This window comes from Gemmatimonas phototrophica, from assembly GCF_000695095.2.
Classification (GTDB): domain Bacteria; phylum Gemmatimonadota; class Gemmatimonadetes; order Gemmatimonadales; family Gemmatimonadaceae; genus Gemmatimonas; species Gemmatimonas phototrophica.
This window is the reverse complement of record NZ_CP011454.1, coordinates 3,500,070-3,526,333: the sequence shown is the minus strand read 5'-3', so window position 1 is coordinate 3,526,333 and position 26,264 is coordinate 3,500,070. Positions and strand designations below refer to the sequence as shown.

The following is a 26,264-nucleotide window of genomic DNA, read 5'->3' as shown; positions in this document are numbered from 1 at the left end:
CGCGGAAGCGATACTGGTCAGTAGCGCACGCTGAGCGACAGCCCACCCCACCAGCCGCGCACCGCGTCATTAAACGCACTGGTGTTGGTCACGTTCACCACGCGTCCGCGTCGTCCAACAATTCGGCCGTTGGTTTGCGCCAGCGATGAACTCACCGTACCGCTCACCGCCCCCACTTCGGGGGAGACGGTTACTGAGGCCCCCAGCGGCAGATCCACACTCAGCCCGGCCGCCACACTCCACGCGCTGCCCCGCAGCGAAGTGCGCGAGGGCAGGGTGCCCTGCTGCACGGTGGTCACCGACGCCGCACTCGACTCGCGCAACAGCGACACGGTAGGCGTCCACGTCAACGTGCCGCTCTCCAGCAACAGCAGGCCGCTCACGCCGCCAAAGCTTCCCTGCGGAATGAGACGCGTGGGTTGATCGTTGCGGTCGTTGCCAAAGGGGCGCACGTAAAACACGTCACCGGAAAACCAGACGGTCCCCGCCTCGTTGACCGCACCGCTGCTGGACGCGCCCAGTGTGAATGCGCCGCCGCCCGGAAACTGGTTGCGGCCGCCTAAAGAGTCGGCCTGGCTGCTGCTGATATCAGCGCTTACGGTGAGCGTCTGCTCGCCCACAAGCCCTGTCACGCTCGCACCACCACGCACTGTGGTTCCCTGCCAGAACACCACACCGGTGGCGGGAGGCGGCAAGTCACGCTCAGCAGCCGCACTCACGCCGAGTACCACGCTGCCAACAGGCAACGACCACTTGCCGCGCACTCCGACCTGCGAAGCAAGGCCCATCGACAGGCTGGAGAGATCAAGCACAGACGTGCCGGCAGCCCCCAGTGCACTGGCCTCGACGCTGTTGAGCGTGCGCGGCGTGCTGCCTCGGCGCCCGTACACGCTAAGGGTGTCCCCGGCACGGAGTATGAAATCAAGGCGGGCGCGAATAGGCGTTACGCCTTGCACCTGTGCGTCCGCCGCATCGAGTGATACGGGTATGCCACTCACGCGGGCCGCGACTCGCGGCGATACCAGCCGCCACGTCATCGGCGCGGCGCGTTCCTGCACATCAACCGCGCCTATGCGATACCGGCGTTCGGTGCCGGAGACGGTAAGCGTTTGCCGAGTGCGTGTGGCCAATCCACGGTCTATCGCACCTGGTGCGGAGCGTGGTGGAGCGGTGCGAACGGAATCACCGGCGGCCTGCGCGTGAACCTTGGTCCACGCGCAGGCCATCAAGGCCGGCAGCGCCAGCGAGAAGGTTACAAGCCGAGCGATCAGAAGCCGCCGTTCCCCTTGGGACGCGGATTCGCTTCACGCCACGCCTTGAGCTGCGCGGCGGCGGTCTCCCGTGTGAGGGTCCCGGCCTTGACGCCTTCCTGAATGCGCTTGCCCTCGGCGGCCATTGCCTGGGCCCACGCACGCTGCTCCGGCGTGGCGTTTTCAAGGCGCTCTTCGCGCCGTTCCTCACGGCGTTCCTTGGCCTGCGCGAGCGCTGCTTTGCGCTCCTCGGGGGTCATGTCCTTGAGCTTCTGCCCGAGGTTTTCGCGCGCGTCGGCGCGACGTTCCTGCGCGGCGGCGCGCCGCTCCTGTCCGGCCGCTCGACCGGCGGCTCCGGCAGCCCCCTGCGCCTGGGCCGTGGCCGCGGTCAACACCATGGCGGCAACCAAGGCCGACGTCCGTGTGAGATGTCGCATGGAGTACTCCTGAAAGAGGTTCTTCTCAATGGTACCCGGTGCCGCTCCTGTGAGGCCAGCACCGACATCATGTTGGACGAGCACGCCGGCCAGCCGTTAATTGCCCGCTGGTCGCTGGCGGTCGTTCATGGTCACCCTTTCACGGGAACCCGGCCGGAGCCTGCCGCTTCTTCGTGGCCTGCTCAAAGGCGTAAGCGAGGGCAATGAGCTTGGGCTCAGCGCACGCCCCGGCCGTGAACGAAATACCAAATGGCGCCGGCTTGGGATCAAAGCCCGCCGGGAACGGCTGCGACGCCGGCGCGGTCACGGGCAATAGCGCGTACGGCACCGTGATGCTCGGGTAGCCGGGACGCGCTGCAATGTTTGCACTGCTCACGCCGGGAAAGAGCAGCGCATCGAGCTGTGCGTTCTTCATGACGGCATCAATGCCCTGGTCGGCAGTGAGCCGCAGATCCTTGCGACGGTCGGCGTCGTAGCGCTCGCGATCGAGGCGCACATCGATCTCGTCGGAGATATCCAGCTGCGCCTGGCCATACTTGATGGCGCCCGCGCGCTGATGGGCAATGTTCCACTGCCGTAACGCGGTCAACGACGTGAGTGGCGCTTTGCTCCCAAGTGAGGCCACCCAGATGTTGAAGTCCCGCTTCATGCCGTACTTGAGCACCACCGAGCAATTCGCATCACGTCCGCGGGCCTGTTCGAGCCCACTGCACGGGTTCCAGTCGAGCAAGTTGTCGTCGGCGTTCTTGGCGCTGATGCTGGGAATCACCACCGGATCCACAATGGTGGCGCCCTGCGCCGTGAGCACGGCAATCACTTCGGTCATCACGGTGCGTTGCGCGGCGGTGAGACCACCGCGTGGCGTGCTGCTGCCGCCCGAGGTGATGGTGTCGTAGAAGAACGCGCGCGGAATGCCAATGCGCGCGCCCTTGAGCGCGTCGGCCTTGAGGAACGGGGTGTAGTCACGGTTGGCCGGCGGCGTACACACCTTGGTGGCGGCATCATTGGGATCGGGGGCGGCCCCTTCCATGGCGCCCAGCATGATCGCGGCATCGGCCACCGTGCGCGTCATGGGGCCGGGGGTGTCCTGGTCGGCGGTAATGGGAATCACGCCGTACCGGCTGATGCGCCCCACGGTGGGCTTGATGCCTACCAGCATGTTGGCGTGCGAGGGCGACAGAATGGAGCCCGACGTTTCGGTGCCCACATTCCCGGCCCAGAACGACACGTTGGTGCCGGCACCACTCGACGAACCGCCGGTGCCCATCACGGCGCGTCCGTCGTCGAGCCCTACGCGCGGATCGGGGCGCGCATCCCACGGGTTGAGCCCCTGACCATTGACGGCGTTGTAGTTGCCCGGCATCCCCGAGGCTACCCAGTTGGCCAGCTCAGTCAGTTGCGCCTTGGCGATGATGATTGCGCCGGCGTCGCGCAGATTTTTGGTGAGCGTGGCGTCGTACGGCGGCAGCAAGTCGGCAAAGGCCAGCGCGCCGCCGGTGGTGCGAATGTTGGCGGTGTGAATGTTGTCCTTGAGTGCCACCGGAATGCCGTGCAGCGGCCCCCGCACTTTGCCTTGCGCCCGTTCCCGATCGAGGGCGTCCGCTTCCTGCAGCGCGCGCGGGTTCACGGTTATGCTTGCGTGCAGCCGCTGGTCATAGGTGGCTATGCGCACGAGATACTGCTCCACCAGCTGACGCGACGTGACGCGCTTGGCGGCGAGCGCCGCCTGCATTTGCGGAATGCTGGCTTCTACGACGGAAAACTGCGCGGTGGGCTTCGCCTGTGCGCCGAGGGTGTTGCTGCTCACCGCGAGCGCACACCCGAGCAATACGGGCACAACACGGACCATACCAACACGATGCATGGCTACTTCCTCGGCGAGCGCGAAGGGGGCAGGGAACCGACATAGGCCGCAAGAGCGACCATGTCGTCGATGGTCAGCGAATCCACGACTGCATACATGGGCGTCGCCGTGGAATCGCGGCGCGCGCGCGTGCGGAAGTTGATGAGCTGCCGCAGCAGGTTGGACGGCGCGCGACCGGCAATGGGCGGCACGTCTCCAACGCCGAGCAGCTGTGGGCCGTGACAGGTGGCACAGTTGGTGGGGGCACCAACGGGACCTGGCGTCGTCAGGCGCCGGCCGCGGGCCAGACTCCCCAGCGGCACGTAGGTGGTGTAGCGCACCCATGGATCGCGCAGCTCGTGCCGTTCAATGGACTCCGGCGCCTCAATGAGTCGACCGGCGATGGGCTCCGTGCCGGTGCCATCCAAGGCATAGAGCAGGCCGGCGATGCGTGTGGTGGGTACGTCGGCCACCTCGCGAATGATGTTGCGACGCGTGAGGCGCAGGCGCGCGTAATACCGTGCCGCCGTGCGCACCTCGTCGTCGGCAAAACCCTTGGCCACCGAGATCATCGGATTGGCGGTGCCAGAAGGATTGGCGTGCCCACGGGTGCCGTCCCGCATGGCCCGCACCTGCCGTACGGTGTACTCCACCGGCAGCCCGGCCAGCGTGCCGTTTTCCGGGCGCCCCTGTCCGTCGGGCAGGTGACAAAACCCGCACGCGCGTCCGTCAGGGCGTACGCCATACTGCACCGATGACGGCATGGCGGGGTGCTGCCGCGGAAACCAGTCGGGAATGTCGAAGGCGTTGGCGACCTGCTTCCTCGTGTACCGCTGCGTGGAGTTGGGTACGCCATGAAGCGTGACACTGTCGTACACCACCGGTGGCGTGCCTTTCGGTGGCGGCGGCGAAGTGGGGAAAGCCCATGCCGGCACCACAAAGGGGGCCGCATTGGGCGATGACTGTGCGGTGAGCGCATGACTGACGAAGCACAGCGACGTCGCGAGCGATGCACTCAACAGGGTGGAACGGGCGATGATCACGCGTGGCATTCGACGTATGCTCACCGCGGCGTCAACACGCGTTCCGCCACCCGCTGCGCCATGGCCCGGGCATCCGCTGTGCTGTCGTTGGTCAGCACCATGATCACCAACCGCTCGGCGGGGTATCGCACCCACGCGTTGCGCATGCCGTCGTCGGTGCCGTACACGGCGTGACGCACCTGACCGTTCACGGTCTCAATGTTGAACGGCGCCGGGGGCGTGTTGGTGTCGCGCGCCCCGGGCCTCACCACAAACCGCCCCAGCTCAAAGCGATACAAGTCATCCACGTTGGCCCGCCACGTGAGCTGCACACTATCGTAGCGCGCGCGCTGCATGCCACCAATGCCCTGTACGCGGCGAATGGATGCCGCCGACAGTCGGCCCGTGCTATCGGGCACAAAGGCGGCGTTCAACACGCCACTCAGGCGACCGAGATCAAAGAGCGGCACCGAGGTTTCAGGCGTGAAGCGCGGCTGGATGGGAATGCCATACGCGCGATTGAGCAGCACCTTGCCTTCTCGCGCGACCAGCACGGCGGCGCCACCGCGCACCCCGTTGCTGTAGACGCCAAAGACATCGTCGAGAAAAGGGCCATCGAGACGCGATGCCGACGCGGCCCGCGACAGCACGCGACGTGCCCCCAGATCAAACTTGTCGCCCGGCAACAGCGTCATGAATGGCTTGCCCTGGTCGGTGAGCTCGCGGCTGTTGTACACGAAACCCTTGCTGCGCCCAATGAGTTCGGCGGTATCTCCACGCACCACCCAGGCCGTGCCTTCATCTTCTGAAATGGCCAGCAGATCGCGACGCCGAATGGTGAGCGAGTCGTACAGGTCGGCGAGCCGCTCGCGCGCCACCACGTGCTGATCCACCGCCGTGTTACGCAGATAGCCAAAGCCGGTGAGATAGTCCGGGTGGTTCATGATGCGGTTGTTGCTCGACGGCGCCCCGCGCACGAGATAACTGGCCAGTATGCTGGCACCCGCCGAAGAGCCACCCACCACGCCGCCACGCGCCAATACGGCTTCAAAAGCGCGCTGGCTCTTGGTGCCCATGTACGAGTTCACCAGACGGTAATGCCGACCGCCGCCAAACCACACGCCGCGGGCATTGGCGATCTTGGCCACGAAGCTGTCGGCATCGGCCACGGCTTTGCTGGTGGTGTGATACACCACCAGGTTCTTGGCTCCCGCCGCGCGCAGCCCGCGCCCCACGGTGCTCACGTCAATCGAGTCATCGCCGGCAGTGGGCACCTCAACAATGAGTGCGTCGGGGCCGCCCGCCAATTCAATGAACTTGGCGAAGATTTCGGGGCCCTGCTGACCACCACCCACCACCAGCACCGATCCCTTTTCGGGCCCCACGCGAATGGCACTGGGGCTCGCTGCGGATACGGGAGTAGACGAGCTGCGGCAGGCACTTAGCATAAGTGCGCCAATGAAAAGTGATGTGGTCGAACGCATAGGCCAGCACCGGAAGGATGTGCGATGCCCAATGCATCGCCAGCCGAAAACATACGCCGCGGCGCATCGATTCGTGCGGGGGGCAAAAAGCAAAAGCTCTCACAGAGGTCACAGAGGAACGGAGGGCACGGAGCCTACTCCACGATTTTCGCGGGGTCGGCTCAGTGCCCTCCGTCCCTCCGTGCCCTCCGTGAGAGCTTCTAAAAAGTGCCAGCCTATCAGAGCACCAGGAGGATTACTACCGATTGAGCGTAAACTGGAACGTCTGCTGCACCAGCTGTGCCACCTTCCGATCGCCCACCTCGGCCGGCAAAAAGCGCATCCGCATTAATGCCTGCTTCACGGCACTGGTGAACAGCTCGTGATCACTCTTGAGCACCTTGAACGTGCCCATCTCGGCGCGGCCTGTGGAATCCACCACAAACTCGGCCAGCACCTGCCCCATCACCCCCGCGGAGCGCAGCATTTCCGGGAAGAGGGGGCCCGCCGTGCCCGGGAGTGTCATGACCGGTTTCTCCACCTGCCCTTCGAAGTAGTAGTCGGCATTGGTGGCCGACTGATTCCCACCTGGAATGCCGGTGCCTACCCCACGAATGCCCTTGGAGAAATCGTCGGCGTTCGTGACCGCGCGCGACAGATCCACCGGGGGAATGCCGGTGGGGATATCAATGGGAATGTTGAGCGACGGCGCACCAAGGGCGGGGGCACTGTTGGTGTACACACGCGGCACGTTCGTTGGCGCGGCGGGCGGTGGTGGTGGCGCCGGCGGGGTGGTCTGAAAGATCACCCGTGTTTCGGCCGGGTCATTCTCTGTGCGCACCGTGGCGTTGGCGGTGGCGGCGACCAGCGCGCCCACGACCGCGGCATGCAGGGTAACCGAGGCAATGCTGCCGGCGGTGCGGCGAGGCGATTTCGCCCGTGATTCGATCAACGTGGAGAACATGAACTACCTCCGCAATAGGTTGAGGAGATAGCATGGGACCGGACCGTTAACCGGTCATGGGCAATGCATTACGTCAGCCAATTGAAAAGATGACGTTTCGGTGAATACAGGAATCGGGCAAGCTGCCGGAAAACGGCAACGGTTCCTATCCGTGGTGCCGTTCATCTCATCTCTGCCAGGCGCTCCATGTCGTGGCGCATCTGCGCTTCGCGCAATGCCTTCTGCACAATGCGGGTGATGGTCACCGCGAGAATGACCGCCGCGCTGATGCCCATCCACAGAATCCACGACGGAATGGCGCCGGCACCGGGCGTTTGCGCCCCCGACTGCCCGACCGCGGTGTAGGTGGCAATGGTGGGCAGCATTCCCAGCAGCGCCAGCAGAAAGTGCGTGAGTGAGACCGACGTGACACCCATGGCGTAGTTGGTGAGCACGAACGGCGCGATGCCGGAGAGGCGCAGCAGGAACATGAGCTTGAGCCCTTCCTGGCCCACCACTCGATCCACGATCTGCAGCGTCTGGTTCTTGGCAATCTGGGCCGCGACCCATGAGCGCAGCACGGTGCGCCCCAGTGTGAACGCAATGGCCGCCCCAATGGTGGAGCCAATGAGCACCAGTACCGACCCCTTCAGCATGCCGAACACCGCACCACCGGCAATGGTGAGCAGAAAGGCCGGCATCATGCACACCGTGGCCACGATGTACCCCACCACGAACGCGACCGGGGCCCAGGGCCCCAGTGTATTCACCCACTCCGTGAAGCCAGGCATGTAGGGGGAGGCCAGTTTGCTGGCGCCAAGGCCCAGGCCAACCGGAACGAGCATACCCGCCAGCTTCGCGGCGCCGGAGGCGGCAGAACGGAGTGTGAGAGCCATGCGTCAAAAAATAAACCCACAACCCATGACCCAAACACAAAACCCGGAACTGATCAGTTCCGGGTTCTGGGCTCGGGTCTTGGGTTTTAAGTCGCCCGGAAGCAGGGGCTCCCGTCGGCGGTTACTGCATCGCCTTCACCGGCCGTTTGAAGCCGCCGTCCAGCGCGTTCAGGAACAGCTTGTACGTGCCGTGCGCCTGCGAACGGAAGAGAATTTCCGGGCCGAACATCCACATCGTGCCCTTACCCATGTTCGCTTCGGCCATCGCCACGCCGTCCTTGAGCAGCTCCTGGCCCCACGCCCACCCCGAGAGCAGCGGTGTGGCCGTATCGAAGGTGGCCAGCGGCTTCACGCCCTTTGCTGCTGCATCGGGACCCAGCTTCATCACCGGGCTGTTGTCGAACATCACGGCCGGACGCGGCGCCATGCCTGCGGCAATGGTGGCCGACGTATCGAGCTTCACTTCCAGCACCGAGCCGGGGATGTAGTACTTCTCGCCCGGATAAGCGCGGCCATTGGCATCGGCCAGGTAGTTCTCGATGGGGAGCCCCATCGCCTTGCCGAGTCCAATGGAGGACCCGATGGCGAGCACCCGGCCACCGGCTTCCACGAACGCCTTGAGCGCCGGCACCGACTTCTCCGCTGACACCCGACCCAGCTCCTTGCGGTACTCGGCGGGAATGAGCGTCGTGTCGGGGGAGCCGCCAAAGCCACGACCGGCGCCCGCTTCGCTGAACATGCCGTCGGTGAAGACGAGCACGTCATACTTGGCCTTCAGGTTGCCGGCGTCGATTTCCTGCGGATACACCGTGGTGTAGCCAAACTCGAACTTCTCGAGAATGAGGCGCGTCCAGCCGGTGGGCATGTTGCCGCCGTAGCGGTCAATGAGACCAATACGCAGAGGCTGTACCGGCTGCAGCCCCGATGGCTTGCCGTTGGCGGCGGCGAAGTTCACCCCAAGGTCGGTCGCAGCCTGCGCCACCACCTTGTCGGCTGCGCCACCAGCGGGAACGAACCACGAGCCCGCGGGCCACGTGGTGCTGCCGTCCTTGAACTCGGTGGGAATGCGCGAGGCCTTCACCTTGGCCTTGGCCAGGCGGTTGGCCACCGTGGCGCCGTCGTTCACGCTGGCGTGAATGAAGTAGCCCGCCTTGCCCTTGGCCACCGTACCGGCCGGCATGGCGGTGATGCCGTTGACCTTCTCGAACGGACCACTGACGGCATCGAGCACACGCTCAAACTGAATGCCCATCTGGAAGGCGAGCGTCCAGCCGGCATTGTCGTACGGCGGAATTGGCGGGCCACCCGGATAGCGGAAGTCATTCGGGTGATCCTGCGGCTCGAACATGTCGAGCACGTGCGAACGGAACGCTTGGTCGGTCTTGATAACCCACGAACCGGCGGGGAACTGCTTGCCGTTGGCGCTGAACGCCGCCGACGCCTTGTGCACATCAATGCCCGAGTACTGCAGCGCGCGCACAAACTTGGTGGCCGTGGGGAAGTCGTTCTGCGACGCACTCAATATATAGGCGCGCGGGTCACGATTCTCCGGCTTCTTGAGTTCGGCCATGTAGCGATCGTTGGCCACCGAGCTGCCAACACTGGGCGCCTGCCCACCACCGCGCGGCCCACCGGCACGCACTTCGGCGGCGACGGTGCCACGGTCCTTGGTGATCTTTTCCACCATGGAGGCGACACGCTTGGGCGAGATGGTCCAGTTGTCCTTGCCACCGGCCTTGATCTGATCCTGACCCATGACCCAGCGGTTGAACAGGAACGTTTCGCGATAGCGTGACGCGAGGTCGAGGAAGGCGTAGTTGGCGCTCACCGAGTAGTCGATGGACTGCCGGAAGTGCCACACCTGCGGTTCGATGGGCATGGGCAATCCGGCCGACCGCACCTGGCGATCGGGGACCAGCGCCACGCGCATGGGCGTGGGGTTACCAATGGTCTCCGTGAGGATACCGATCTGGTTGTGATAGTAGCCGGTGGTGCGCAGGCCGCCGTTCCACCACGTGCTGTAGTTGGAGCCGGCGCGGAAGGTGAGTCCCGGCTTGTGCTCCAGCACAAAGCGGTGATTGAGCGCCGCACCCACGAGGTCGAGCCCCGTGATCATGGCCGGGTGGAACCAGAAGTTGGCCGGATCCCGGTACGGCGGCGCCGCCATCACGGTGCCCGTAGGACCCGTCTGGTGGTGGTTGTACATGATCTGCGGGTGCCACTCCACGAACAGCTGCTGCGACATGTTGCGCGTTTCGGCCAGCGCGTTCATGTACGAGTCACGGTTGTTGTCGTGCCCCGCGTACTTCTCGTACAGCCGCGGAATGGTGGCCGTGGTGCGCTTGAGCTTGTCGCCTTCCTTCATGTACCAGTTGGTGACGAGCTCCATGCCGTCCGGATTGGCGTGGGCCATGAGAATGACCACGTCGTTCAGAATGCGCAGCGTTTCGTCGTCCGTGCGGCTGGAGAGCTGCCACAGTGTTTCCATGAGCTGCTGCGCGCCCAGTACCTCGGTGGCGTGCAGGCCGCCGTCAATCCAGAAAATGACCTTGCCTTCCTTGGCCATCGCGGCCGCGGCGGCCGAGTCGATGCCGTCGGCCTTGGCCAGCTTGGAGGCGATTTCCTTGTAGCGGGCGAGCTTCTTGTGGTTTTCCGGGCTCGTCACGATAGCCATGACCTGCGGCCGGCCTTCTTCCGTGAGGCCAATGGTATCCAGCGACACGCGGTCGCTTTCCTTGGCGACCGTGATGAACCACTGATGGAGCTTCGAGTAATTGGGAAGCTCGTAGTCGGCGCCAATGTCGTGCCCGAAGAACTGTTTGGGCGTGGTGCGCGACTGGGCCTGCAGCGAGAGCGGGAGGGTGGCCGCCACGAGCAGGGCGGCGGACCATCGGCTCGCGCGCGCCAGGCGCGGCAGCGTTGGCAGAAGAGGCATGCGGGGGACGGGTGGAGAGTGTGCAGGGGCAGCCGGAACCGGCCGCCGGACGCCCCGGAACTGGAGGGGACGCGGGGGTACCAGAAGGACTACGATGCGCCCTCGGCCGACGTTGGGTAAGATGCAGCTATGCATTCCCCGGCTGAGCCCGGAAACCTCACCACCTGGAACTCATCTCCCTATGGTAATTCGCACCACACTCGCCCTGGCGACCGCCCTGAGCCTGTCCCTGGCCGCCTCGGCCCAGGCGCAGGACAAGCAGCCCCCGGCCAAGAAGCCCGCCGGCCAGATGGATCATGCCGCCATGCACGCCGAGCACATGAAGCAGATGGAAGGGGGCAAGGAGGCCAAGGCGGAGGGCTGGAAGGAGCTCGACGCCTATCACATGCTCATGATGGCCACCTGGCACCCGGCCAAGGACAAGAACGATCTGGCCCCCACGCGCGGCATGATTGGCGACATGGTGACCTCGGCCAAGGCCGTCGCCGCCTCCAAGGCGCCAGCAGCCTGCCAGAAGCCCGCGATCGCCAAGGCTCAGGCCGGACTGACTGGCGAGACGCTCAAGGTGCAGGCCTTGGTGAACAGCAAGGCCGATGACGCCGCGCTCAAGGCCGCCATGAAGGGATTGCACGACGCCTTCGAGGTGCTCGAGGAAGGGTGCAATACGGGGATGAAGCATTGAGGTAGTTGACTGACAACTGAAAACTTGGACTGACAACTCAAAACTCGAACTGACAACTGAGGACTTCTCGGCTCTTTCGCGATCCCGTCGGCTGTGCACGTTGCCGACTACTCGTTAGGGGCGGGAGTTCTCAGTTCTCAGTTCGAGTTTTCAGTTGTCAGTTGGAGTTTTCAGTGCTCGGTTTTCACGACGGTGTCGCGGATACTACTCCGCACCCCCCTCAAACATCCCCCGCTTCACGGTCTTCCCGTCGCGCTGATGCCACGCGCCGCGGCACATCACATCGCAAATCGCTCCGCTCTTGTCGAGTACCAGCAGGTCCGCGTCATGCCCCACGGCAAGGCGCCCCTTGCGTGGCAGCCGTAGCAAATCCGCCACGTTGCTGGTGAACGGCGGCAGCACTTGCTCCAATGCGTGGCCGCGTTCGCGCAGCGTCTGCACGGTGCGCCAGAGCGTGCCGGCATCGCCGACATCCATGGCCACCACACGACCGTTGGCGTCGAAGGTGGGCAGACACCCGCCGCCATCACTGCTCACGGTCACGTTGGCTAACGGCGCGCCCGCGGCCCAGTAGCGCTCCAGCGCATCGGCGGCGCTCCAGGCATCTTCGTCCTTGCCCACGTCAAACGCGGTGATGTCCACCACGCACCCCGCCCGCGCCAACGCCACGGCCTCGTCAAAGAGCGCCTTGCGACGGTTCACATGCGTGGGGTTGAACACCCGCGGCGGCAGCTCGCTCTCCGAGAGCATCTCGCGAATCTGCGCCAGCCCGCGCAGCCCATCGCCCACATGCAGGTGCAGCACGCCGGCCTTGCCGCTCATGAGGCCTCCCACATGCGCCTCACTCGCCAGCCGCAGCAGCTCGGCCACTGTTGGCTGGCTGCTGCGATGATCGGCAATGGCCACCTCACCCACGCCAATAATGCGGTCCACAAACGCAATGTCGCCGCGCACGCTCCCGGTGAGTGTCACCGGTGGCACGTGGTACCCGCCGGTGTGACACCACGCTGACAGCCCCTCGGCGACCAGACCGTTGGCGGCCGTCACCAGCTCACCGGTGGTGCGCGTGGTATCGTCAGTGCCCAGCACCCCCACCACGGTGGTAACACCGGCGCTGGTGTAGCGACTCAGGAAGGGCGCCGGCACTTTGCTCTGGGGCCCCGCTTCGCCACCGCCGCCACTCAGGTGGGCATGGCCATCCACCAGCCCGGGGACTACGACGGTGCCGGCAAGGTCCACCACCTCCGCGTTCAGCGCGGGCGGGAGGGCTGCCAGATCAGGGCCCATCCACACCACCCGTTCGCCGGCAATCAGCAGATGCTGCTGGCCAAGGGGGTGCGGGGCAAATACGGTGCAGTTTTTGAGAAGAACGAGCATGCTGAACGTTACCCGGAGGCCCCCGCCGCCGTTAGCTTTGAGCAGCAGCGCTCCTTTTCCATCTCCACGGACCCATCGCATGCGCGGTTGGATCATCCCCATTGGCGGCAAGCTCATGTCGCCCGCCATCATCGAGCGGTTCATCGCTCTGGCGGGAGGCGACCAGGCCCGCATTGCGATTATCCCCACCGCCTCCAGTGAGCCGGATATGGGGGCGTACTACGAGCGCATCTTCCAGCGGCAGGGCGTGCGTGCTGCCAAGGCGTTCAATTTCGAGCGTCGCTCGGATTGCGACGACCAGGATTGGCTGCAGTGGCTCGGCGACGCGACCGGTGTGTTTCTCACCGGCGGTAGTCAGCTCAAGCTCTCGAGCATTTTAGGGGGCACTCCCGTGGCGCGTTTGCTGCGTGAGCTGAACGCCAACGGCGTTCCCATTGCCGGCACCAGCGCCGGTGCCGCGTACATGAGCGAGCACATGATTGCCTGGGGCGACGAAGGCAGTACGCCCCGCGTGGGCATGGTGCACATGTGTGCCGGGTTGGGGCTGAGCAACCGCATCATTGTCGATCAGCATTTCCGCCAGCGTGATCGGCTGGGACGATTGCTCACGGCACTTGCCTACAATCCGTTCTGCCTGGGCCTCGGGGTAGACGAAGACACCGCGGCGTTCATTGGTCCTGACGATACGGTGGATATCATGGGCACCGGTGCCGTGACGATCGTGGACCCCACGCATGTGGAGTACTGCTCGGTGGCGCACGCGGTACCTGGTGAACCGATTGAAGTGGTAGGTATGCGCATCACGGTGCTGAGCGCCGGCTCGACGTACAACCTGCACACGCATGTCGCGGTACCCGCCGCGGCATGCGCTGTGTAGCTCCCTTTTGCCGCGTTAGGCCATGCGCATTCTTGATCGCTCCGTATACGTAGGGCCCAGCCACTACGCACATTTTCCTGTCATTCGGCTGGTGCTTGACCTCGGAGTGCTGGAAGCGTGGCCAACGGTCAAACTTGGCGACGACTTCGTGTCGGCGCTGCTGGACGCACTGCCCGGCCTGCGCGAACACGGCTGCTCGTACGGTGAGCCGGGGGGCTTCGTGCGCCGCATGACCGAAGACGACGGCACCTGGCTGGGGCATGTGCTGGAGCATGTCGCCATCGAGTTGCAGAATGTGGCGGGCGCCCATGTCACGTTCGGCAAGACCCGCGAGACCACGCAGGCCGGCGTGTACGACGTGGTGTTCGAATACGAACAGGAAGACGTGGGGCTGGAAGCCACCGATGTGGCGCTGGATCTGCTGCAGTCGCTCCTCCCGGCAGAGCTGCGCAGTGCGTCGTTTGATCCGTCGTTCGATCTGGCCGAACGCCGCGATGGCTTCATTCGCTACGCGCAGCGACGGGCCCTGGGACCCAGCACGGCCAGCCTGGTCAAGGCCGCCGAAGACCGCGACATCCCGTGGCTGCGTCTCAACGAGCAGAGCCTCATTCAGCTCGGCTACGGAGTGCGTCAGCAGCGCATTCAGGCCACCATTACCGGGCGCACGTCGCACATTGCGGTGGAGCTGGCGTCGGACAAAGAAGAGACCAACCGCATTCTGTCGCACTTGGGGTTACCGGTACCACGTCAGCGATTGGTGCAAACGGCTGAGCGTGCGGTGGCCGCCGCCGAACGCATTGGGTATCCGGTGGTGACCAAGCCGTACAACGGCAACCACGGTCGCGGCGTGAGCATTGGACTGGCCACCGCCGATGATGTGCGGGCCGGCTTTGCGCGCGCGCAGGAGCATTCGCGCAGCGTAATCGTGGAGAGCTTCATCACCGGCCATGACCATCGCATGGTGGTGGTGGATGGTGAGCTCGTCGCGGTCAGCAAGCGCGAACCCGGCAAGGTAGTGGGCGATGGCGTGCACACCATTGCGCAGCTGGTGGAGATCGTGAACAGTGATCCGCGGCGTGGCATTGGGCACGAGAAGGTGCTCACCATGCTGGCGCTCGATGAGCAGGCCCTCGGTCTGCTCGAGAAGTTGGGATACACGCCGGATACGGTGCCGCCAGCGGGTGAAGATGTGTATCTGCGTCTCACCGCCAATCTGTCCACCGGCGGTACGGCCGCCGACATGACAGACGTGGTGCACCCCGACAACGCCGAAATGGCCGTGCGCGCGATCAAGGCCATCGGGCTTGATGTGGGTGGCGTGGACTTTCTCACCCCCGACATCACGCAGTCGTACAAGGATATTGGTGGCGCCATTTGCGAAGTGAACGCGGCGCCCGGCTTCCGCATGCACATGGCCCCCAGTGAAGGGCGGCCACGCGATGTGGCGGGGCGCGTGCTTGATATGCTTTTCCCGCCGGGGGTGGCCACCACCATTCCCATTGCGGCCATTACGGGCACCAACGGTAAAACCACCACGTCGCGCCTGCTGGCGCACATTCACAAGCTGGCCGGCAAGCGCGTTGGGCTCACCACCACCGACGGCGTCTACATCGACGGCCAGCGCACGGTGGAAGGGGACATGACCGGCCCCACCAGTGCGCGCATTGTGTTGCGTGACCCGGCGGTGGAAGTCGCGGTGCTCGAAACGGCGCGCGGCGGTCTGCTGCGTGCCGGCATGGCCATGCGTCACGTAGACGTGGGCGCGGTGCTCAACATTCAGCCCGACCACCTGGGGCAGAAGGGCATCGACACGCTGGAGCAGCTGGCCGAGATCAAGCGCACTGTGGTGGAGATCGCCACCGATACGGCCGTGCTCAACGCCGACGACCCGCTTGTCCTGCGCATGGGCGCGTACACCAAGGCGCGGCGCGTGTGCTACGTGACGCTCGACCCGCAGCACGAGCTGGTGCGCGAGCACATTCGCGCGGGCGGTTGTGCGGTGGCACTCGAAGGTGGTGTGAACGGACAGATGATCACCATCTACGACGGCGAGAAGCACATTCCGCTGCTCTGGACGCATCTCATTCCGGCCACGCTCGAAGGACGCGCCACGTTCAACGTGCAGAACGCGATGTTCGCGGCGGCGATGGCCTACGCCATGGGCGTGCGTCTCGAAGACATTCGTCATGGCCTCCGCACCTTCGACACGACGTTCTTCCAGGCGCCGGGCCGCTTGAACGTGTACGACCAGCATCCGTTCAAGGTGCTCTTCGACTACGGTCACAATGCGCACGCCATCACGGCGCTGTGCGATCTCGTCAATCGTTTGCGTCCGGTTGGGCGTCGCCTGTGTGTGCTGTCGGCGCCGGGTGACCGCCGCAACGAAGACATTCTCGCGATTGCCGCGGCGGCCGCTCACGCACGCTTCGATCACTACCTCTGCCGCCGCGACGACTCGCCGCGCGGCCGTGGTCCCAGCGAAGTACCGGAGCTGTTGCGCGATGGGCTCGTGGCCAACGGCGTGTCGCCAGAGGCCATCACGATCATCATCGACGAGCAGGAAGCGATCAACGCGGTCCTGGAAATGGCGCAGCCTGGGGACCTCGTGCTGATCTTCGCCGATGCGCTGGCGCGTGGATGGAAGCAGATCGTGAACTTCCGGGCCGAAGGGCACGGCGCCTTTGCCGCGCCGAGGGCCGCACGCTCGGTGCCGCGTGCGGCCGTTACCGAAGAAGCGCCGGCCGACGACGATCGCCCGCCCACGATCATTCCCGACCTTCCCGTATCCCGCTGGCGCAGCGGGGGCGAGGAAGTGCTGGTCATGCAGGATGGACGTGGTGTGATCTTGAAGCCGGAGTCGAATGACTGAGCGCCCTGCGCTCCCGGCACCGCTCTCTGCCGTGCTGGCCAACGACGAGGAGTACCCGACACCCACCATTCTCGACAGTCGGCGGTTGACGGGCGCGAACTGGTGGAGTGAGCAGCCGGGTGCGGTGCTTGAGGTACGCAACGCCGAAGCAATCGATCGCCGCGCCCTCGAACAGTGGCCCCGCGAGGTGCGCGTGCTGTGCGACGCACTGGGGTGGCCATCCGGCTCACCCAATGCGCAGCAGCATGGCGTGCTGAGTGTGTGCTTTCTGGCGGCGCCGCTGGATGGGCTCATGACGGCTACCACCGTGGCAGAGCAGGCGTGGGTACGGGCGGAGTTGTGGGTGCGCAGTCAGGATGGTGATGCCGACGCGGCGGCGTGGCTGCTATCGTCTACGCCAACGGTGCATGACGCGTTGCGCACTCGCTACGACAATGAACGTGCGCCACTCGTGGCTGCCTGCGCCGTGGTGGCGGAGGCCACAAAGCGCGGCTGCTCATGGCAGCTCGATGAGGACATGGTCAGCGTCGGTAGCGGCGTTTACGGGCTTAGCTGGCCGTTGGACCGTGTCCCCGTGGCCGAACTGGTCACCTGGTACACCGTGGCTGACGTACCTGTGGTGCTGGTAACCGGCAGCAATGGCAAAACCACCACTACCCGCCTGGTAACTGCCATGTGGCGCGCGACGGGTGTCACGGTGGGGTTGTCGTGCAGTGATGGGGTGTTTGTGCACGATGACATTGGGACGCGTGAATTGGCTGAGGGTGACTACACCGGGCCCGGCGGCGCGCGGTTGGTACTGCGTGATCGTGCCGTGCAGGCGGCGGTACTGGAGACGGCGCGTGGCGGGATGCTACGCCGTGGACTGGCCACCAGCCGAGCGCATGCGGCGGTCATTACCAACATCAGCGCCGACCACTTTGGTGAGTATGGGGTGGAGTCGCTGGGCGATCTGGCGCGAGTGAAGGCCACCGTGGCCCGCATTCTGGTACCTGATGCATTGCTGGTGCTCAACGCCGACGACGAACATCTGCGGGCCCTTGGCGCGGCCATGGAACGCGAGCATCCCAATGCGGTGGCCTGGTTCAGTCAGGACGCCGCGCATCCGCTGGTGCAGCGTGGGGTGCAGTTGCACGGGTATGGGGCCGTGGTGTGCGACGGCCGCCTGATGCTGGCGGAGCAGGGGGTGTGGAGCGATGCCGGCGCGTTGCTCCACATGCCGCTCACGTTGAACGGGCTGGCGCCGCATAACGTGGAGAACGCGCTGGCGGCGTCGCTCGCGGCCAGTGTGGCGGGTGTTCCGTTTGCCGCCGTGCATCGAGCGCTGCACACGTTTGGTGCCGATGCGGGCGATAATGCGGGGCGCTTGCATCGCCGAGTACTGGGCGATGTCACTGTGCTGGTGGATTATGCGCACAACCCTGACGGGATGCGCGTGCTGGGGGCCACGGCCATGGCCATTCCGGCCGCTCGGCGGTTGCTGGTGTTGGGTCAGGCCGGCAACCGCGACGACGCACAGCTGGTGGCGCTGGCGCAGGCGGCGTGGGCCAGTGCGCGCTACGACCGCGTGTTCCTGAAGGAGATGCCGGAAATGCTGCGTGGCCGCGAACCGGGTGACGTGACGCGCGTATTGCGAGCGGCGTTGCTGGAGGCCGGTGCGCCGGCCGATGTCATTAGTGAGTGGCCGAGTGAGCTGGACGCGGTACGCGCGGCGCTGGCGTGGGCGCAGCCGGGTGATCTGCTGGTGTTGCCCACGCATGCGCAGAAAGAGGTGGTGGACGCGCTCCTGAATGCCTTGGAGGCGCAGGGCTGGTACGCGGGGGAGCCGCTGGCGCCGTTGTAGGGGCTGAGTTGGGTTGAACCTTGGATGCCCTTGATGTCTTGGATGCCTTCGTGCCATCAGTTCACCAATGCCGCCCTTGCGCGAGAATCGTGAACCGATCACACGAAGACATCCGACGCAACCAAGGCATCCGAGGTACAAAAAGGGGAGCAACCACCAAGGCTGCTCCCCTTCGCCGTACTCCGATCAGCGCAGGCTGATCAGATGATCTCGCACGCCCCACCGGCACAGGCCACCGTGTCGGCCAGCGTGGTCATGTCGGTGCCTTCCCACAGCGCGGTGTAGTCGACCGTGTTGTAGACCAGCGCGTTCCACTTGGCCATGTCCATCTCGGTCGTCACTTCTTCGCGCGGCGCTTGCGTGTACACCTTGTCACCCGTTTCCCGCAGCAGCGAGATGCCCGTGAAGTAGCCACGGTTCTCGAAGATGAACTGCTGCACCGCGTCCCACTCGTCGTCGCGCACGGTGACGGTGTTGGAGACGTTGTGGTGCAGGCCGGGGTTATAGCTCTCATGACGACGGCCGGCCACTACCCAATGCTGCTGCACGAGCCGCACGTACTCGAGGAACTGCACCGCACCCACATCCTTGCGGAGAATCGCGTCCGACGGCGCGGTTACCGGGAAGGTGATCACGTCGGTGGTATCGGGATCCCACGCCGACGCCTCGGTCATGTGCGGGTTGTTGAGCTTGAACCACTGGTACAACGGCTCCGTGCGTGCGGCCTGCACACGACGGAAGTAGTGACGCGCATGGTGCGGGTGAATGCCCGACCCGGCGCCGAGCACGAGGCTGGCAGTGCCTTCCGGCTTCACGCAGGTAATGCGCGCCGCCGCCGGGATGCCCAGGTGCTCCGCGACCGCGGCGTTGGTATCGAGGCACTCCTTGGCGCCCCGCTCGAGCGTCTGCGGGTTGAGCAGCAGCGAGGGACGATCGAGAATGCCGCAGATGCTCACGCCCAGCAGCGACTCACGCTCGTTGATGAAGCGCGTGGCGGCGCCGAGGTACGAAATGTTCGTGTAGGCCGCCTGCAACGTGCCCAGCAACGCTGCCGCGCGGCAGCAGGCCAGGAAGCCCGCCTCGTCTTCGCAGGCGTTGGCGTTGATGGTGGTGAGGTTGCACATCTGCCAGCCGCTCACGGTGCTTCCCAGCGGCACGTCCGGGCGGCCATACTCGGCCAGCTTGGCCTGCGCCGCCTCGTCTACCACCGCGAACGGCGCGAGGCCGATTTCCACGCACGGGTTGGCGCCGTACTCCACGTCGTCCACGAAGTAGAAGCCGGGCTCACCGAATTCCTTCTGCAGCTCGAACAGCTTCTGGAACTCGGTTTCGGTGTGCACGTTGCGCACGAGCACGGCCGAGTTGTTGGACTTGCCGCGCTGCGGGTTGGTTTCGAACCAGTTGCCCGTCTTGGCCGCCGCCATTTCGTCGTCGTCGGCGGAGAAGAGGCAAATGGTGGCCGAGCGACGGATGCCGCCCGAGAGCACTGCGACGGCCACGTGCATGAGGATGTCATACACTTCGATGGGACGCAGCGCGCGCCCTGACACGTTGTCGAGCATACGCTCAACGGCGGTAAGCGCTTTCTTGAGCGGGATGTGTCCCGGAGCCCGGCCACCTGACGTGCGGAGCGGCGCGCCACGACGACGGATGCCGGAGTAGTTGAACTCGATCTTCTTGTTGTCGAGGTAGCTGTGCACGAGCGCGTCGAGCGCATCCGCCCACCCTTCGAGCGTGTCACCCACGTTGTAGTGAATGACTTCGAGCTCGTTCTCGGCGCCACGCACCGGGAAGTGCGGCAGCTGCGCGACGTGATGCTTCTGGACCGAGAAGCCCACGCCGGTGCCCGACATGAGCAGGAAGAACGATTCCTTGAACGCGTCCACGCGGTTCATGTGCGTGAAGGCGCAGTTGAACATGCGGGCGTTGTTCGCCTCAATGGCCTGGCCGCCAAACTGCAGCGAGCGCATGGAGGGGAGAATGGCCTTGCGCTGCAGCGCCGATTCCGTCTCGTCGATGAGGGCGCTGAGCGTACGTCCGCCAAAGCCGGCCACCGGCAGGTCGAGCTTGTCGGCGAAGTGCGCGCGGTGCATGTCCATGACGCGCGTGAACGCTTCGGACGGCGTTTCGCGGCGGCCGAGGTCATCCCGGTAACGCGAGTAGCGCGAGAGGAAGATGTAGTCCTGCAGGCCGCTTTCCCCGTGGGCGTGGAGGCGCACCTGGGCGCGCTGGGCGCGGTAGATGACGTAGCGCTTGGCCACATCCCAGTGGCCGCGCGCGGCAATCATCATTTCGACGATGTCCTGGACTTCCTCGACCGTGGGCGTGCGTTCCTGCGCCTTGCGTTCGACCGTGTTGACGACGAGCTGCGTGATTTCGCAGACGTCGGCGAACTCGGTGAAGCCGAGCCCGAAGCGGTGGGCGGCGTCGCTGTGGTGCGGGTTGGGGGCGTCGTCATGACGCGAGGCCCAGAAGGCGAGGGCGATGGCGCGCGTGATGCGTTCCGGGTCCCACGGCGCCCGGCGGCCGTCGCGCTTGATGACTTCGGTCACGGTGCGGACACCGCTGTTGTCGTAACTGCCGAACGTCGGGCGGACTTCGCTGCTGCGTGGGGCGACGGACGTGGTCATTAATGCTCTCCAGAGGTGGATACAGCGGTGAGAGGCACACCCCCCGAGGACCTTCACCGGTCGTACGTGACGGCCGCGACGTCGCGGCAAACACGAAAGCTCCCAGCGGTACATTGCAGGGAGCCCGAACGGGGTCGCGCGCACTCGAAATGCGGTGCGGCGCAACGATCCCCGGCGAACCCTCCCTCGAGGGGGCGCGCGGACTCGGGCACTGGCAGGTCTTCTGGCTCAGGATTCGTCCTCGAAAGCGGCCTTCCCGAGCCAGACACGGCACAGTGGCGGAAAGCTTCCTCGTCGTCCTTTACAGCGGCGGGGCCGCCCCGGAGTTACGCCGGGTTCCCTCTTAGCGCCGACCCCTGGGGGAGGAGGTCGGTGACCAGTGCCCTATGTCGTACAACAGTGGCGAACCCTTGCCCGCCCACACACGTGCAGGCGAGCAAGGAGGAGCAACTTCCGGCATTCGGGGCCGGGAGTCAAGAGACAGTTTGACATTGCAACCGCCTTCTTTTTCGAGCGGCGCGCTGCCACTCTGACAGAGTAAAACTTCAGTGGTCGCAGAATTGTGATAAGATGTTTATTGACAATGGGTTAGTGACGGAACATGAAGGCAATTTTTCCCGGGAACTTTTGGCTGTTTTCCTGAAGATGAGACAAAGAAAACAGCCAGCGACTGCCGTCAGGAAATGTGAAGCCGGACAGCCTTGTCAGGGACTCCTTGATTCCAACCGCTCGGCCCCGTGGGCACCCTCCAACGGCCGTTGGGTAGGACCCTTTCCGCCGGACGTAGTGCGTTTCCGCACGTTATCGCCGAGGTTGCGATGCGCTTCAAGAGCCTGTTGTCCCTTCTGTCGCTCACCATTTCCGCACTGGTCACCCCCCTGGAGGCGCAGACGCGCCCCGCGACCGCCAAGGCGCTGCCCAAGGTGGCCACCACGGTGGAGTATGTGTTGGTGGAGGGCGCCGATTAGGGCTTCAAGAATCCGCCCACGGTGAAGAACGGGATTGTCACGTTCAATCTGACCAACGTGGGGCAGGATCTGCACGCCATGACCCTGCTGGAACTCCCGGCCAAAAATAGGGTCAAGGAGTTCCTCGAACGGAGAAGGGGATGGTGCAGCTGATCACGGTGAAGTGAACAGCTGCACCACCCAATCCAACCGCATTACATCGCGATCTTCTTCCCCTCGAGCTTCTTCTTCTGCTCGCGCAGGTGCTCGTCCATCTTGAGACGCGGAATACCGTTCTTGAGCCACTCCGGCGCCGGCTGTTCCTTGAGATAGGCGTCCCAGTACTCCATGAGCCGCTGTGAATAGTCACGGCGGTTGCGCAACTGCGACAGGCCGTGATTCTCGCCTACATACTCCAGCAGAATCACGTCCTTGTTCAGCTGCCGCAACGTGTTGTAGTACGTAATCCCCTGATTGAAGTCCACGGCGCCGTCCTTGTCATCGTGCATGATGATGAGCGGCGTCTTCACTTTGTCGGCAAAGCGATTGGGGGAATTGCGCTCGTAGGCATCCTTGTTCTCGATGAAGTTGCCCTTGAAGCGCCCCTGCGAGCTCTGGAAGATTCCCTGATTGGCGCCACCGGTGTTCCAGTACACCGAGCTGTACATGCTCACCATGTCGGTGAGCGGTGCGCCGGCCACGGCACTCTTGAAGATGTTCGTCTGCGTGACGAGGAAGCTGGTCTGATAGCCGCCCCACGAGTGGCCGTGCAGTCCCACGCGCGCCGAGTCCACGACGCCCGTCTTGATCGCCGCCTTCACCGCCGGCACCACGCTCCACACGGCACTCATCCCCGGATCATTGAGCTTGTACACGATATCCGGAAGAAACACCGCGTAGCCACGCGACGTGTGCACGCCAATGAGCGCGTTGGGGGAGCTGGAATAGGTGGGTGAGTAAAACGAATTCAGATTGTCCGACTGCAGCTCATAGATGAACGTGAGCGTGGGGTACGACTTGCCTTCCTGGTAGCCGGCCGGCAGGTACAGCGCGCCCTGCAGCGAGTCCCCCTTCTCCGTTACGTAGCTCACCAGACGCGAGCCCGGCGACCACGCCACCCCGTTCATGTTGGGGTTGGCATCCGTGAGACGCACCGAATCGGCAAGCGTGCCGTTGGCGAAGCTCACGCGCCACCAATCGGGAAAGCGCGCCGCCGTCTGAATGCTCCCCACCCACACATCGGCATCTCGCGCCTTGAGCGGGGCCAGACGCGCATCGCGCCACCCGCTCAGCACCACCGCGCCGGCCTTGGCCGGGTCGAGACGCACGAACGCTTCCTTCTTGGTGAGGTGCTGCATGGCCACCATATAGATGGGCTTCGTGAGATCGATGCCGCGTTCGCGGGCATCGGTCACAATGCGCCGGCTGTAGCGAATGCGCTTCGCTCGGCCGTCCACCGTGAGATTCGCGTGGCTGGTACCGGCCAGACTCACGCGCCATACATCGTAGTTGTCCTGCAGCAGCACCGAACGACCATCCTTGCTGAAGCCCACCACCTGGGTGGGCGGGCGGTCAACGTTGTGATCGTCTTCCGTATCGACAAACGACACCGGCGCACTCTTGGTGATGTTGGTCGTGGCCTTGGTGGCCACATCGTACGCCTGCCAATGGCCATCATCCCAGAACAGTACCGTGCGGCTGTCTGGTGAAAGCTGCGCCTGACTGCGCGCCTCTTTCTTGACGAGCGTCTTCTCTCCGGTACGCGCGTTGATGAGATAGACATCGCGGCGCTGAATGCCGTCCACGCTGGTCTGTCGCTCGTACGCGCTATTGTCGGAGCCGAGCAGCATGTCGTCGCGCGCGCCAATGGTGGCGGTGCGGACGGTGGCGTCGGTGAGCTGCACGACCTTCTGCGACGCCGGGAGATACGTGGCCATGAAGGAGAAGCCCTTGTCGGCCTGCTCCTGCACGAGCTGCATGGACTGCAGGCGCGCGTCCTTGTGGTGCCACAGAATGAGCGTGGGACGGTCGTCGTCTTCGAGCTGTTCACTCTTGGGGAGCGGTGCGGCAGCAACACGCAACCCAATGAGCAGCGCATCCTGCGCCTCGAGCCAGCGCGGCGTGCGGTCGGGGCTCACTTCCATACCGTTGGGCAGCGCCACCGCGGTGCCGGCGCCAACGCTCACCGCGCGCTGCGTGGGAGCGCCGACGCGGGAAATGCCAGCTGCGGTCCACGTGGTATCGGTGCCAGCGCTGTCGGCCGTGCCCTTGAGGTAGGCGAGACTCGCCGCGGTGTCGCTCCACGCAAGACGACGAAAGAGCGCCTTGCCGGCATCGAGACTCTTCACCACACCGGTGGAAAGGTCGCGCAGCTGCACGCCGTTGCCCACCTGCTCGCGGGCATCAATGGTATAGGCCAGCCAGCGGCCTTTGTCATCAAACGCAAAGTCGGCCACGTTGCCGATGTTGAACACGGCAGCGGTCCCCAACTCGTGCAGCAGCAGGTCGGTGCCGTCAACTCGGCCGGCGCCTCCCCCCTGCGGGTTGCCGCCCATGCCCGGCGCTCCCGGCGCCGGGCCACCGGCCCCACCAGCACCGCCACCGGCCGGGGCATCGGGGCCATACGCATGCATCGCGAGAAACTTTGGTGCATCGCCACCAAAGCCAATGCGCCGGATGCGCTCAAACTCGCGCTGCTCACCCGTGGCGAGATTCACCACCAGCGCCTTGCTCTGAATGGGGCGACGCGCCAGTCGCAATCGCTTTTGTTCGGCGGCCTTGGGGTAGACCAGGATCGCTGCCCACTTCCCATCTGTAGAGAGCTGCAGCCCCGGGGCCGCGCCGCCGCCCGGCCCACCGGCTGCCGCGGGCGGTTCACCAATGGGATAGCGCCGTACCGTACCGGCGGCCGACGTTTGCCGAATGATCACCTCGGCGTCGCCTTCGTTGGGCGCCTGGATGTAGCCAAACCAGGCCCCGTCGGCGGAAAGCGTCGCACCACGCAGCGATTTCCAGGCCGAGATATCGGCGGCAGTGATGGGGCGGGGGGCAGGCGCTGCCGACTGTGCGAACAGCGCCGGGGCAGCCGCGAGGCAGGCGGCTAGAGACAGCCCTAGAGGGCGCACAGCGTGGCGCCGGATGGACGAATGCATCGTGACTCCTGATGAAGGACGCCCGAAGATACGTCTGAAGCCCCGTCCGCGTTTATCCGCTGCCGAGGCTCGCCAACGATTTTAACGAATGGAGACGGATTCGCCGGCTGGCGCATGGCGAGACATCCGGTACAGGCCCCCGACACTCACTGCGACGAAGTTGATGAACGGTAGGGCCCACTGCCACGCCGCCGTCTGCCCGATATTGGCAAGCATCACAGCGCTTTGGATGCCCGCCCACACCACGCCGCTGGTCAACGACACCAGCAGCGGACGATGACGGTCGAGCCAGGCCGCGGTATACCCCACGGCGGCCGCGCTAAGTAGCCCCAGTGCAAGGCCTGGCCAAAGCGGCAGCCGCGCGGCGAAGCGCGATAACTGTTCGCCGCTCATAGTGGAATACACGCCGGCCACGACCAGCATGGGGATGGCGGTCGCGATGGTCACCACCATCCAAGCGGCAAGGCTGGTCTCCAGCAGACGCAGCACACCGCGCAGCCGATTGGTGCGAAGTCCCTGGCCGATTGCATACGGCATTGCGGCAAGTATCTGGCGGACAAACCACCTGTTCTGCGGGCCCAGGCCGAGCGCTTCGCGATGAACGCGCTCTTCCTCGAGATCACCGAGCACATCGTCTACGAACGCCGGTGGCGCCCCAACGGAAAGGAGGAGCCGTTCTGCCAGCTGTGCACGCATCAGGCGGGATCCGGTGTCAGGGACGAAGGGAGCGACCAGGAGAGCGTCGCCCGGTGACGGAAGTCATCGAGCGCCCGCACGCCAATGGCGGTGATGGAGAAGAGCCGGCGGGTGCGGCCGCCGCGGATGGCTCGCGGTTCGTCAGTGCGCGCCACCACAAACCCCTTGGTTTCGAGTCGCTGGAGGCCGGTATAGATGCCACCCACCGCGTAGCTGCGTCCGGTGCGCTCAGCTATGACGCGTCGTACGTCCAGGCCGGAGGCACCGTCGCCGAGAGCGGCCACGGTGGCGAGCAGGGTGGCTTCGAAGGGTCCACGAAGGGCCAAAGTCATAAATACATTGTAGAACAAATAGGCCCAATTCACCAGATCCGAGTTCAGGGCATCATGGTCTCGCTCCTTG

The 26,264-nt window shown here is 64.9% G+C and carries 18 protein-coding genes and 1 riboswitch; of the genes, 5 read left to right on the top strand and 13 right to left on the bottom strand.

Annotation, left to right across the window (positions count from 1 at the left end; translation table 11 throughout):
• Window positions 1-17 precede the first annotated feature (17 nt).
• The 8 genes from GEMMAAP_RS14875 to GEMMAAP_RS14840 all read right to left on the bottom strand — a co-directional run bounded on the left by GEMMAAP_RS14875 (window position 18) and on the right by GEMMAAP_RS14840 (window position 10,789).
• A complete protein-coding gene (locus GEMMAAP_RS14875) occupies window positions 18-1,130 on the bottom strand; it encodes a hypothetical protein (protein ID WP_158514880.1) in 1,113 nt (370 codons plus the stop codon).
• Window positions 1,131-1,267: 137 nt separating this feature from the next.
• Entirely contained in the window at window positions 1,268-1,771 is a 504-nt protein-coding gene (locus GEMMAAP_RS14870) for a hypothetical protein (protein WP_026848565.1), read from the bottom strand.
• 55 nt (window positions 1,772-1,826) lie between these two features.
• Complete coding sequence (locus GEMMAAP_RS14865) at window positions 1,827-3,551, bottom strand: amidase family protein (protein WP_053333688.1); 1,725 nt, start codon at window positions 3,549-3,551, stop codon at window positions 1,827-1,829.
• A gap of 2 nt (window positions 3,552-3,553) precedes the next feature.
• Window positions 3,554-4,582, bottom strand: coding sequence for a c-type cytochrome (locus GEMMAAP_RS20635; RefSeq protein ID WP_053333689.1), 1,029 nt, complete (start codon window positions 4,580-4,582; stop codon window positions 3,554-3,556).
• Window positions 4,583-4,593: 11 nt separating this feature from the next.
• Window positions 4,594-5,937, bottom strand: coding sequence for a cyanophycinase (locus tag GEMMAAP_RS14855; RefSeq protein ID WP_053333690.1), 1,344 nt, complete (start codon window positions 5,935-5,937; stop codon window positions 4,594-4,596).
• A gap of 337 nt (window positions 5,938-6,274) precedes the next feature.
• Entirely contained in the window at window positions 6,275-6,979 is a 705-nt protein-coding gene (locus GEMMAAP_RS14850) for an energy transducer TonB (RefSeq protein ID WP_026848566.1), read from the bottom strand.
• Window positions 6,980-7,140: 161 nt separating this feature from the next.
• Window positions 7,141-7,854, bottom strand: coding sequence for a TVP38/TMEM64 family protein (locus GEMMAAP_RS14845; RefSeq protein WP_053333691.1), 714 nt, complete (start codon window positions 7,852-7,854; stop codon window positions 7,141-7,143).
• Window positions 7,855-7,975: 121 nt separating this feature from the next.
• The gene (locus GEMMAAP_RS14840; RefSeq protein ID WP_053333692.1) at window positions 7,976-10,789 is read right to left on the bottom strand and encodes a M14 family metallopeptidase; all 2,814 of its coding nucleotides are present in this window, start codon (window positions 10,787-10,789) and stop codon (window positions 7,976-7,978) included.
• A gap of 181 nt (window positions 10,790-10,970) precedes the next feature.
• Here GEMMAAP_RS14840 and GEMMAAP_RS14835 point away from each other — a divergent pair, with 181 nt between their 5' ends.
• Window positions 10,971-11,471 carry a hypothetical protein gene (locus tag GEMMAAP_RS14835; protein ID WP_026848568.1) on the top strand — a complete coding sequence of 167 codons (501 nt, stop codon included), beginning with the start codon at window positions 10,971-10,973 and terminating at the stop codon, window positions 11,469-11,471.
• Between the two features lie 204 nt (window positions 11,472-11,675).
• On the opposite strand, the gene iadA is transcribed toward GEMMAAP_RS14835, so the two are convergent.
• Window positions 11,676-12,848, bottom strand: coding sequence for a beta-aspartyl-peptidase (gene iadA, locus GEMMAAP_RS14830; RefSeq protein WP_026848569.1), 1,173 nt, complete (start codon window positions 12,846-12,848; stop codon window positions 11,676-11,678).
• 79 nt (window positions 12,849-12,927) lie between these two features.
• On the opposite strand from iadA, the gene GEMMAAP_RS14825 reads away from it, so the two are divergent.
• From GEMMAAP_RS14825 to GEMMAAP_RS14815, 3 genes are read left to right on the top strand one after another with little or no spacing between them, the layout of a single operon-like run.
• Complete coding sequence (locus GEMMAAP_RS14825) at window positions 12,928-13,725, top strand: cyanophycinase (protein ID WP_026848570.1); 798 nt, start codon at window positions 12,928-12,930, stop codon at window positions 13,723-13,725.
• A 22-nt stretch (window positions 13,726-13,747) separates the two neighbouring features.
• Window positions 13,748-16,594 (top strand): cyanophycin synthetase, encoded by a 2,847-nt coding sequence (gene cphA, locus GEMMAAP_RS14820; RefSeq protein ID WP_026848571.1) that lies wholly within the window; start codon window positions 13,748-13,750, stop codon window positions 16,592-16,594.
• Window positions 16,587-18,437, top strand: coding sequence for a Mur ligase family protein (locus GEMMAAP_RS14815; protein ID WP_053333693.1), 1,851 nt, complete (start codon window positions 16,587-16,589; stop codon window positions 18,435-18,437). Before cphA ends, GEMMAAP_RS14815 begins: the two co-directional genes overlap by 8 nt.
• A gap of 200 nt (window positions 18,438-18,637) precedes the next feature.
• Here GEMMAAP_RS14815 and GEMMAAP_RS14810 read toward each other — a convergent pair whose 3' ends face one another.
• Window positions 18,638-21,067: an ATP cone domain-containing protein gene (locus GEMMAAP_RS14810; protein ID WP_075071540.1), complete on the bottom strand. Its 2,430-nt coding sequence runs from the start codon at window positions 21,065-21,067 to the stop codon at window positions 18,638-18,640.
• Between the two features lie 196 nt (window positions 21,068-21,263).
• Window positions 21,264-21,463: riboswitch (cobalamin riboswitch) on the bottom strand.
• Window positions 21,464-21,885: 422 nt separating this feature from the next.
• Between GEMMAAP_RS14810 and GEMMAAP_RS20630 the strand changes: the two genes are divergently transcribed.
• A complete protein-coding gene (locus tag GEMMAAP_RS20630; protein WP_158514879.1) occupies window positions 21,886-22,035 on the top strand; it encodes a hypothetical protein in 150 nt (49 codons plus the stop codon).
• Between the two features lie 194 nt (window positions 22,036-22,229).
• Here the strand turns inward: GEMMAAP_RS20630 and GEMMAAP_RS14805 are convergent, their stop codons facing one another.
• The 3 genes from GEMMAAP_RS14805 to GEMMAAP_RS14795 all read right to left on the bottom strand — a co-directional run bounded on the left by GEMMAAP_RS14805 (window position 22,230) and on the right by GEMMAAP_RS14795 (window position 26,194).
• Window positions 22,230-25,166: a S9 family peptidase gene (locus tag GEMMAAP_RS14805; RefSeq protein ID WP_053333694.1), complete on the bottom strand. Its 2,937-nt coding sequence runs from the start codon at window positions 25,164-25,166 to the stop codon at window positions 22,230-22,232.
• A gap of 81 nt (window positions 25,167-25,247) precedes the next feature.
• Window positions 25,248-25,862, bottom strand: a complete 615-nt coding sequence (locus GEMMAAP_RS14800; RefSeq protein ID WP_026848575.1) for a hypothetical protein — start codon at window positions 25,860-25,862, stop codon at window positions 25,248-25,250.
• Window positions 25,862-26,194: a PadR family transcriptional regulator gene (locus GEMMAAP_RS14795; RefSeq protein WP_053333695.1), complete on the bottom strand. Its 333-nt coding sequence runs from the start codon at window positions 26,192-26,194 to the stop codon at window positions 25,862-25,864. The genes GEMMAAP_RS14800 and GEMMAAP_RS14795 overlap by 1 nt, the downstream gene beginning before the upstream one ends.
• Window positions 26,195-26,264 lie beyond the last annotated feature (70 nt).

Coding starts and splice junctions, on each gene's coding strand:
- iadA (WP_026848569.1), bottom strand. CDS start 12,848: ATGCTCGTTCTTCTCAAAAACTGCACCGTATTTGCCCCGCACCCCCTT.
- cphA (WP_026848571.1), top strand. CDS start 13,748: ATGCGCATTCTTGATCGCTCCGTATACGTAGGGCCCAGCCACTACGCA.
- GEMMAAP_RS14810 (WP_075071540.1), bottom strand. CDS start 21,067: ATGACCACGTCCGTCGCCCCACGCAGCAGCGAAGTCCGCCCGACGTTC.
- GEMMAAP_RS14845 (WP_053333691.1), bottom strand. CDS start 7,854: ATGGCTCTCACACTCCGTTCTGCCGCCTCCGGCGCCGCGAAGCTGGCG.
- GEMMAAP_RS14815 (WP_053333693.1), top strand. CDS start 16,587: ATGACTGAGCGCCCTGCGCTCCCGGCACCGCTCTCTGCCGTGCTGGCC.
- GEMMAAP_RS14865 (WP_053333688.1), bottom strand. CDS start 3,551: ATGCATCGTGTTGGTATGGTCCGTGTTGTGCCCGTATTGCTCGGGTGT.
- GEMMAAP_RS14800 (WP_026848575.1), bottom strand. CDS start 25,862: ATGCGTGCACAGCTGGCAGAACGGCTCCTCCTTTCCGTTGGGGCGCCA.
- GEMMAAP_RS20635 (WP_053333689.1), bottom strand. CDS start 4,582: ATGCCACGCGTGATCATCGCCCGTTCCACCCTGTTGAGTGCATCGCTC.
- GEMMAAP_RS14825 (WP_026848570.1), top strand. CDS start 12,928: ATGCGCGGTTGGATCATCCCCATTGGCGGCAAGCTCATGTCGCCCGCC.
- GEMMAAP_RS20630 (WP_158514879.1), top strand. CDS start 21,886: ATGCGCTTCAAGAGCCTGTTGTCCCTTCTGTCGCTCACCATTTCCGCA.
- GEMMAAP_RS14840 (WP_053333692.1), bottom strand. CDS start 10,789: ATGCCTCTTCTGCCAACGCTGCCGCGCCTGGCGCGCGCGAGCCGATGG.
- GEMMAAP_RS14795 (WP_053333695.1), bottom strand. CDS start 26,194: ATGACTTTGGCCCTTCGTGGACCCTTCGAAGCCACCCTGCTCGCCACC.
- GEMMAAP_RS14850 (WP_026848566.1), bottom strand. CDS start 6,979: ATGTTCTCCACGTTGATCGAATCACGGGCGAAATCGCCTCGCCGCACC.
- GEMMAAP_RS14805 (WP_053333694.1), bottom strand. CDS start 25,166: ATGCATTCGTCCATCCGGCGCCACGCTGTGCGCCCTCTAGGGCTGTCT.
- GEMMAAP_RS14835 (WP_026848568.1), top strand. CDS start 10,971: ATGGTAATTCGCACCACACTCGCCCTGGCGACCGCCCTGAGCCTGTCC.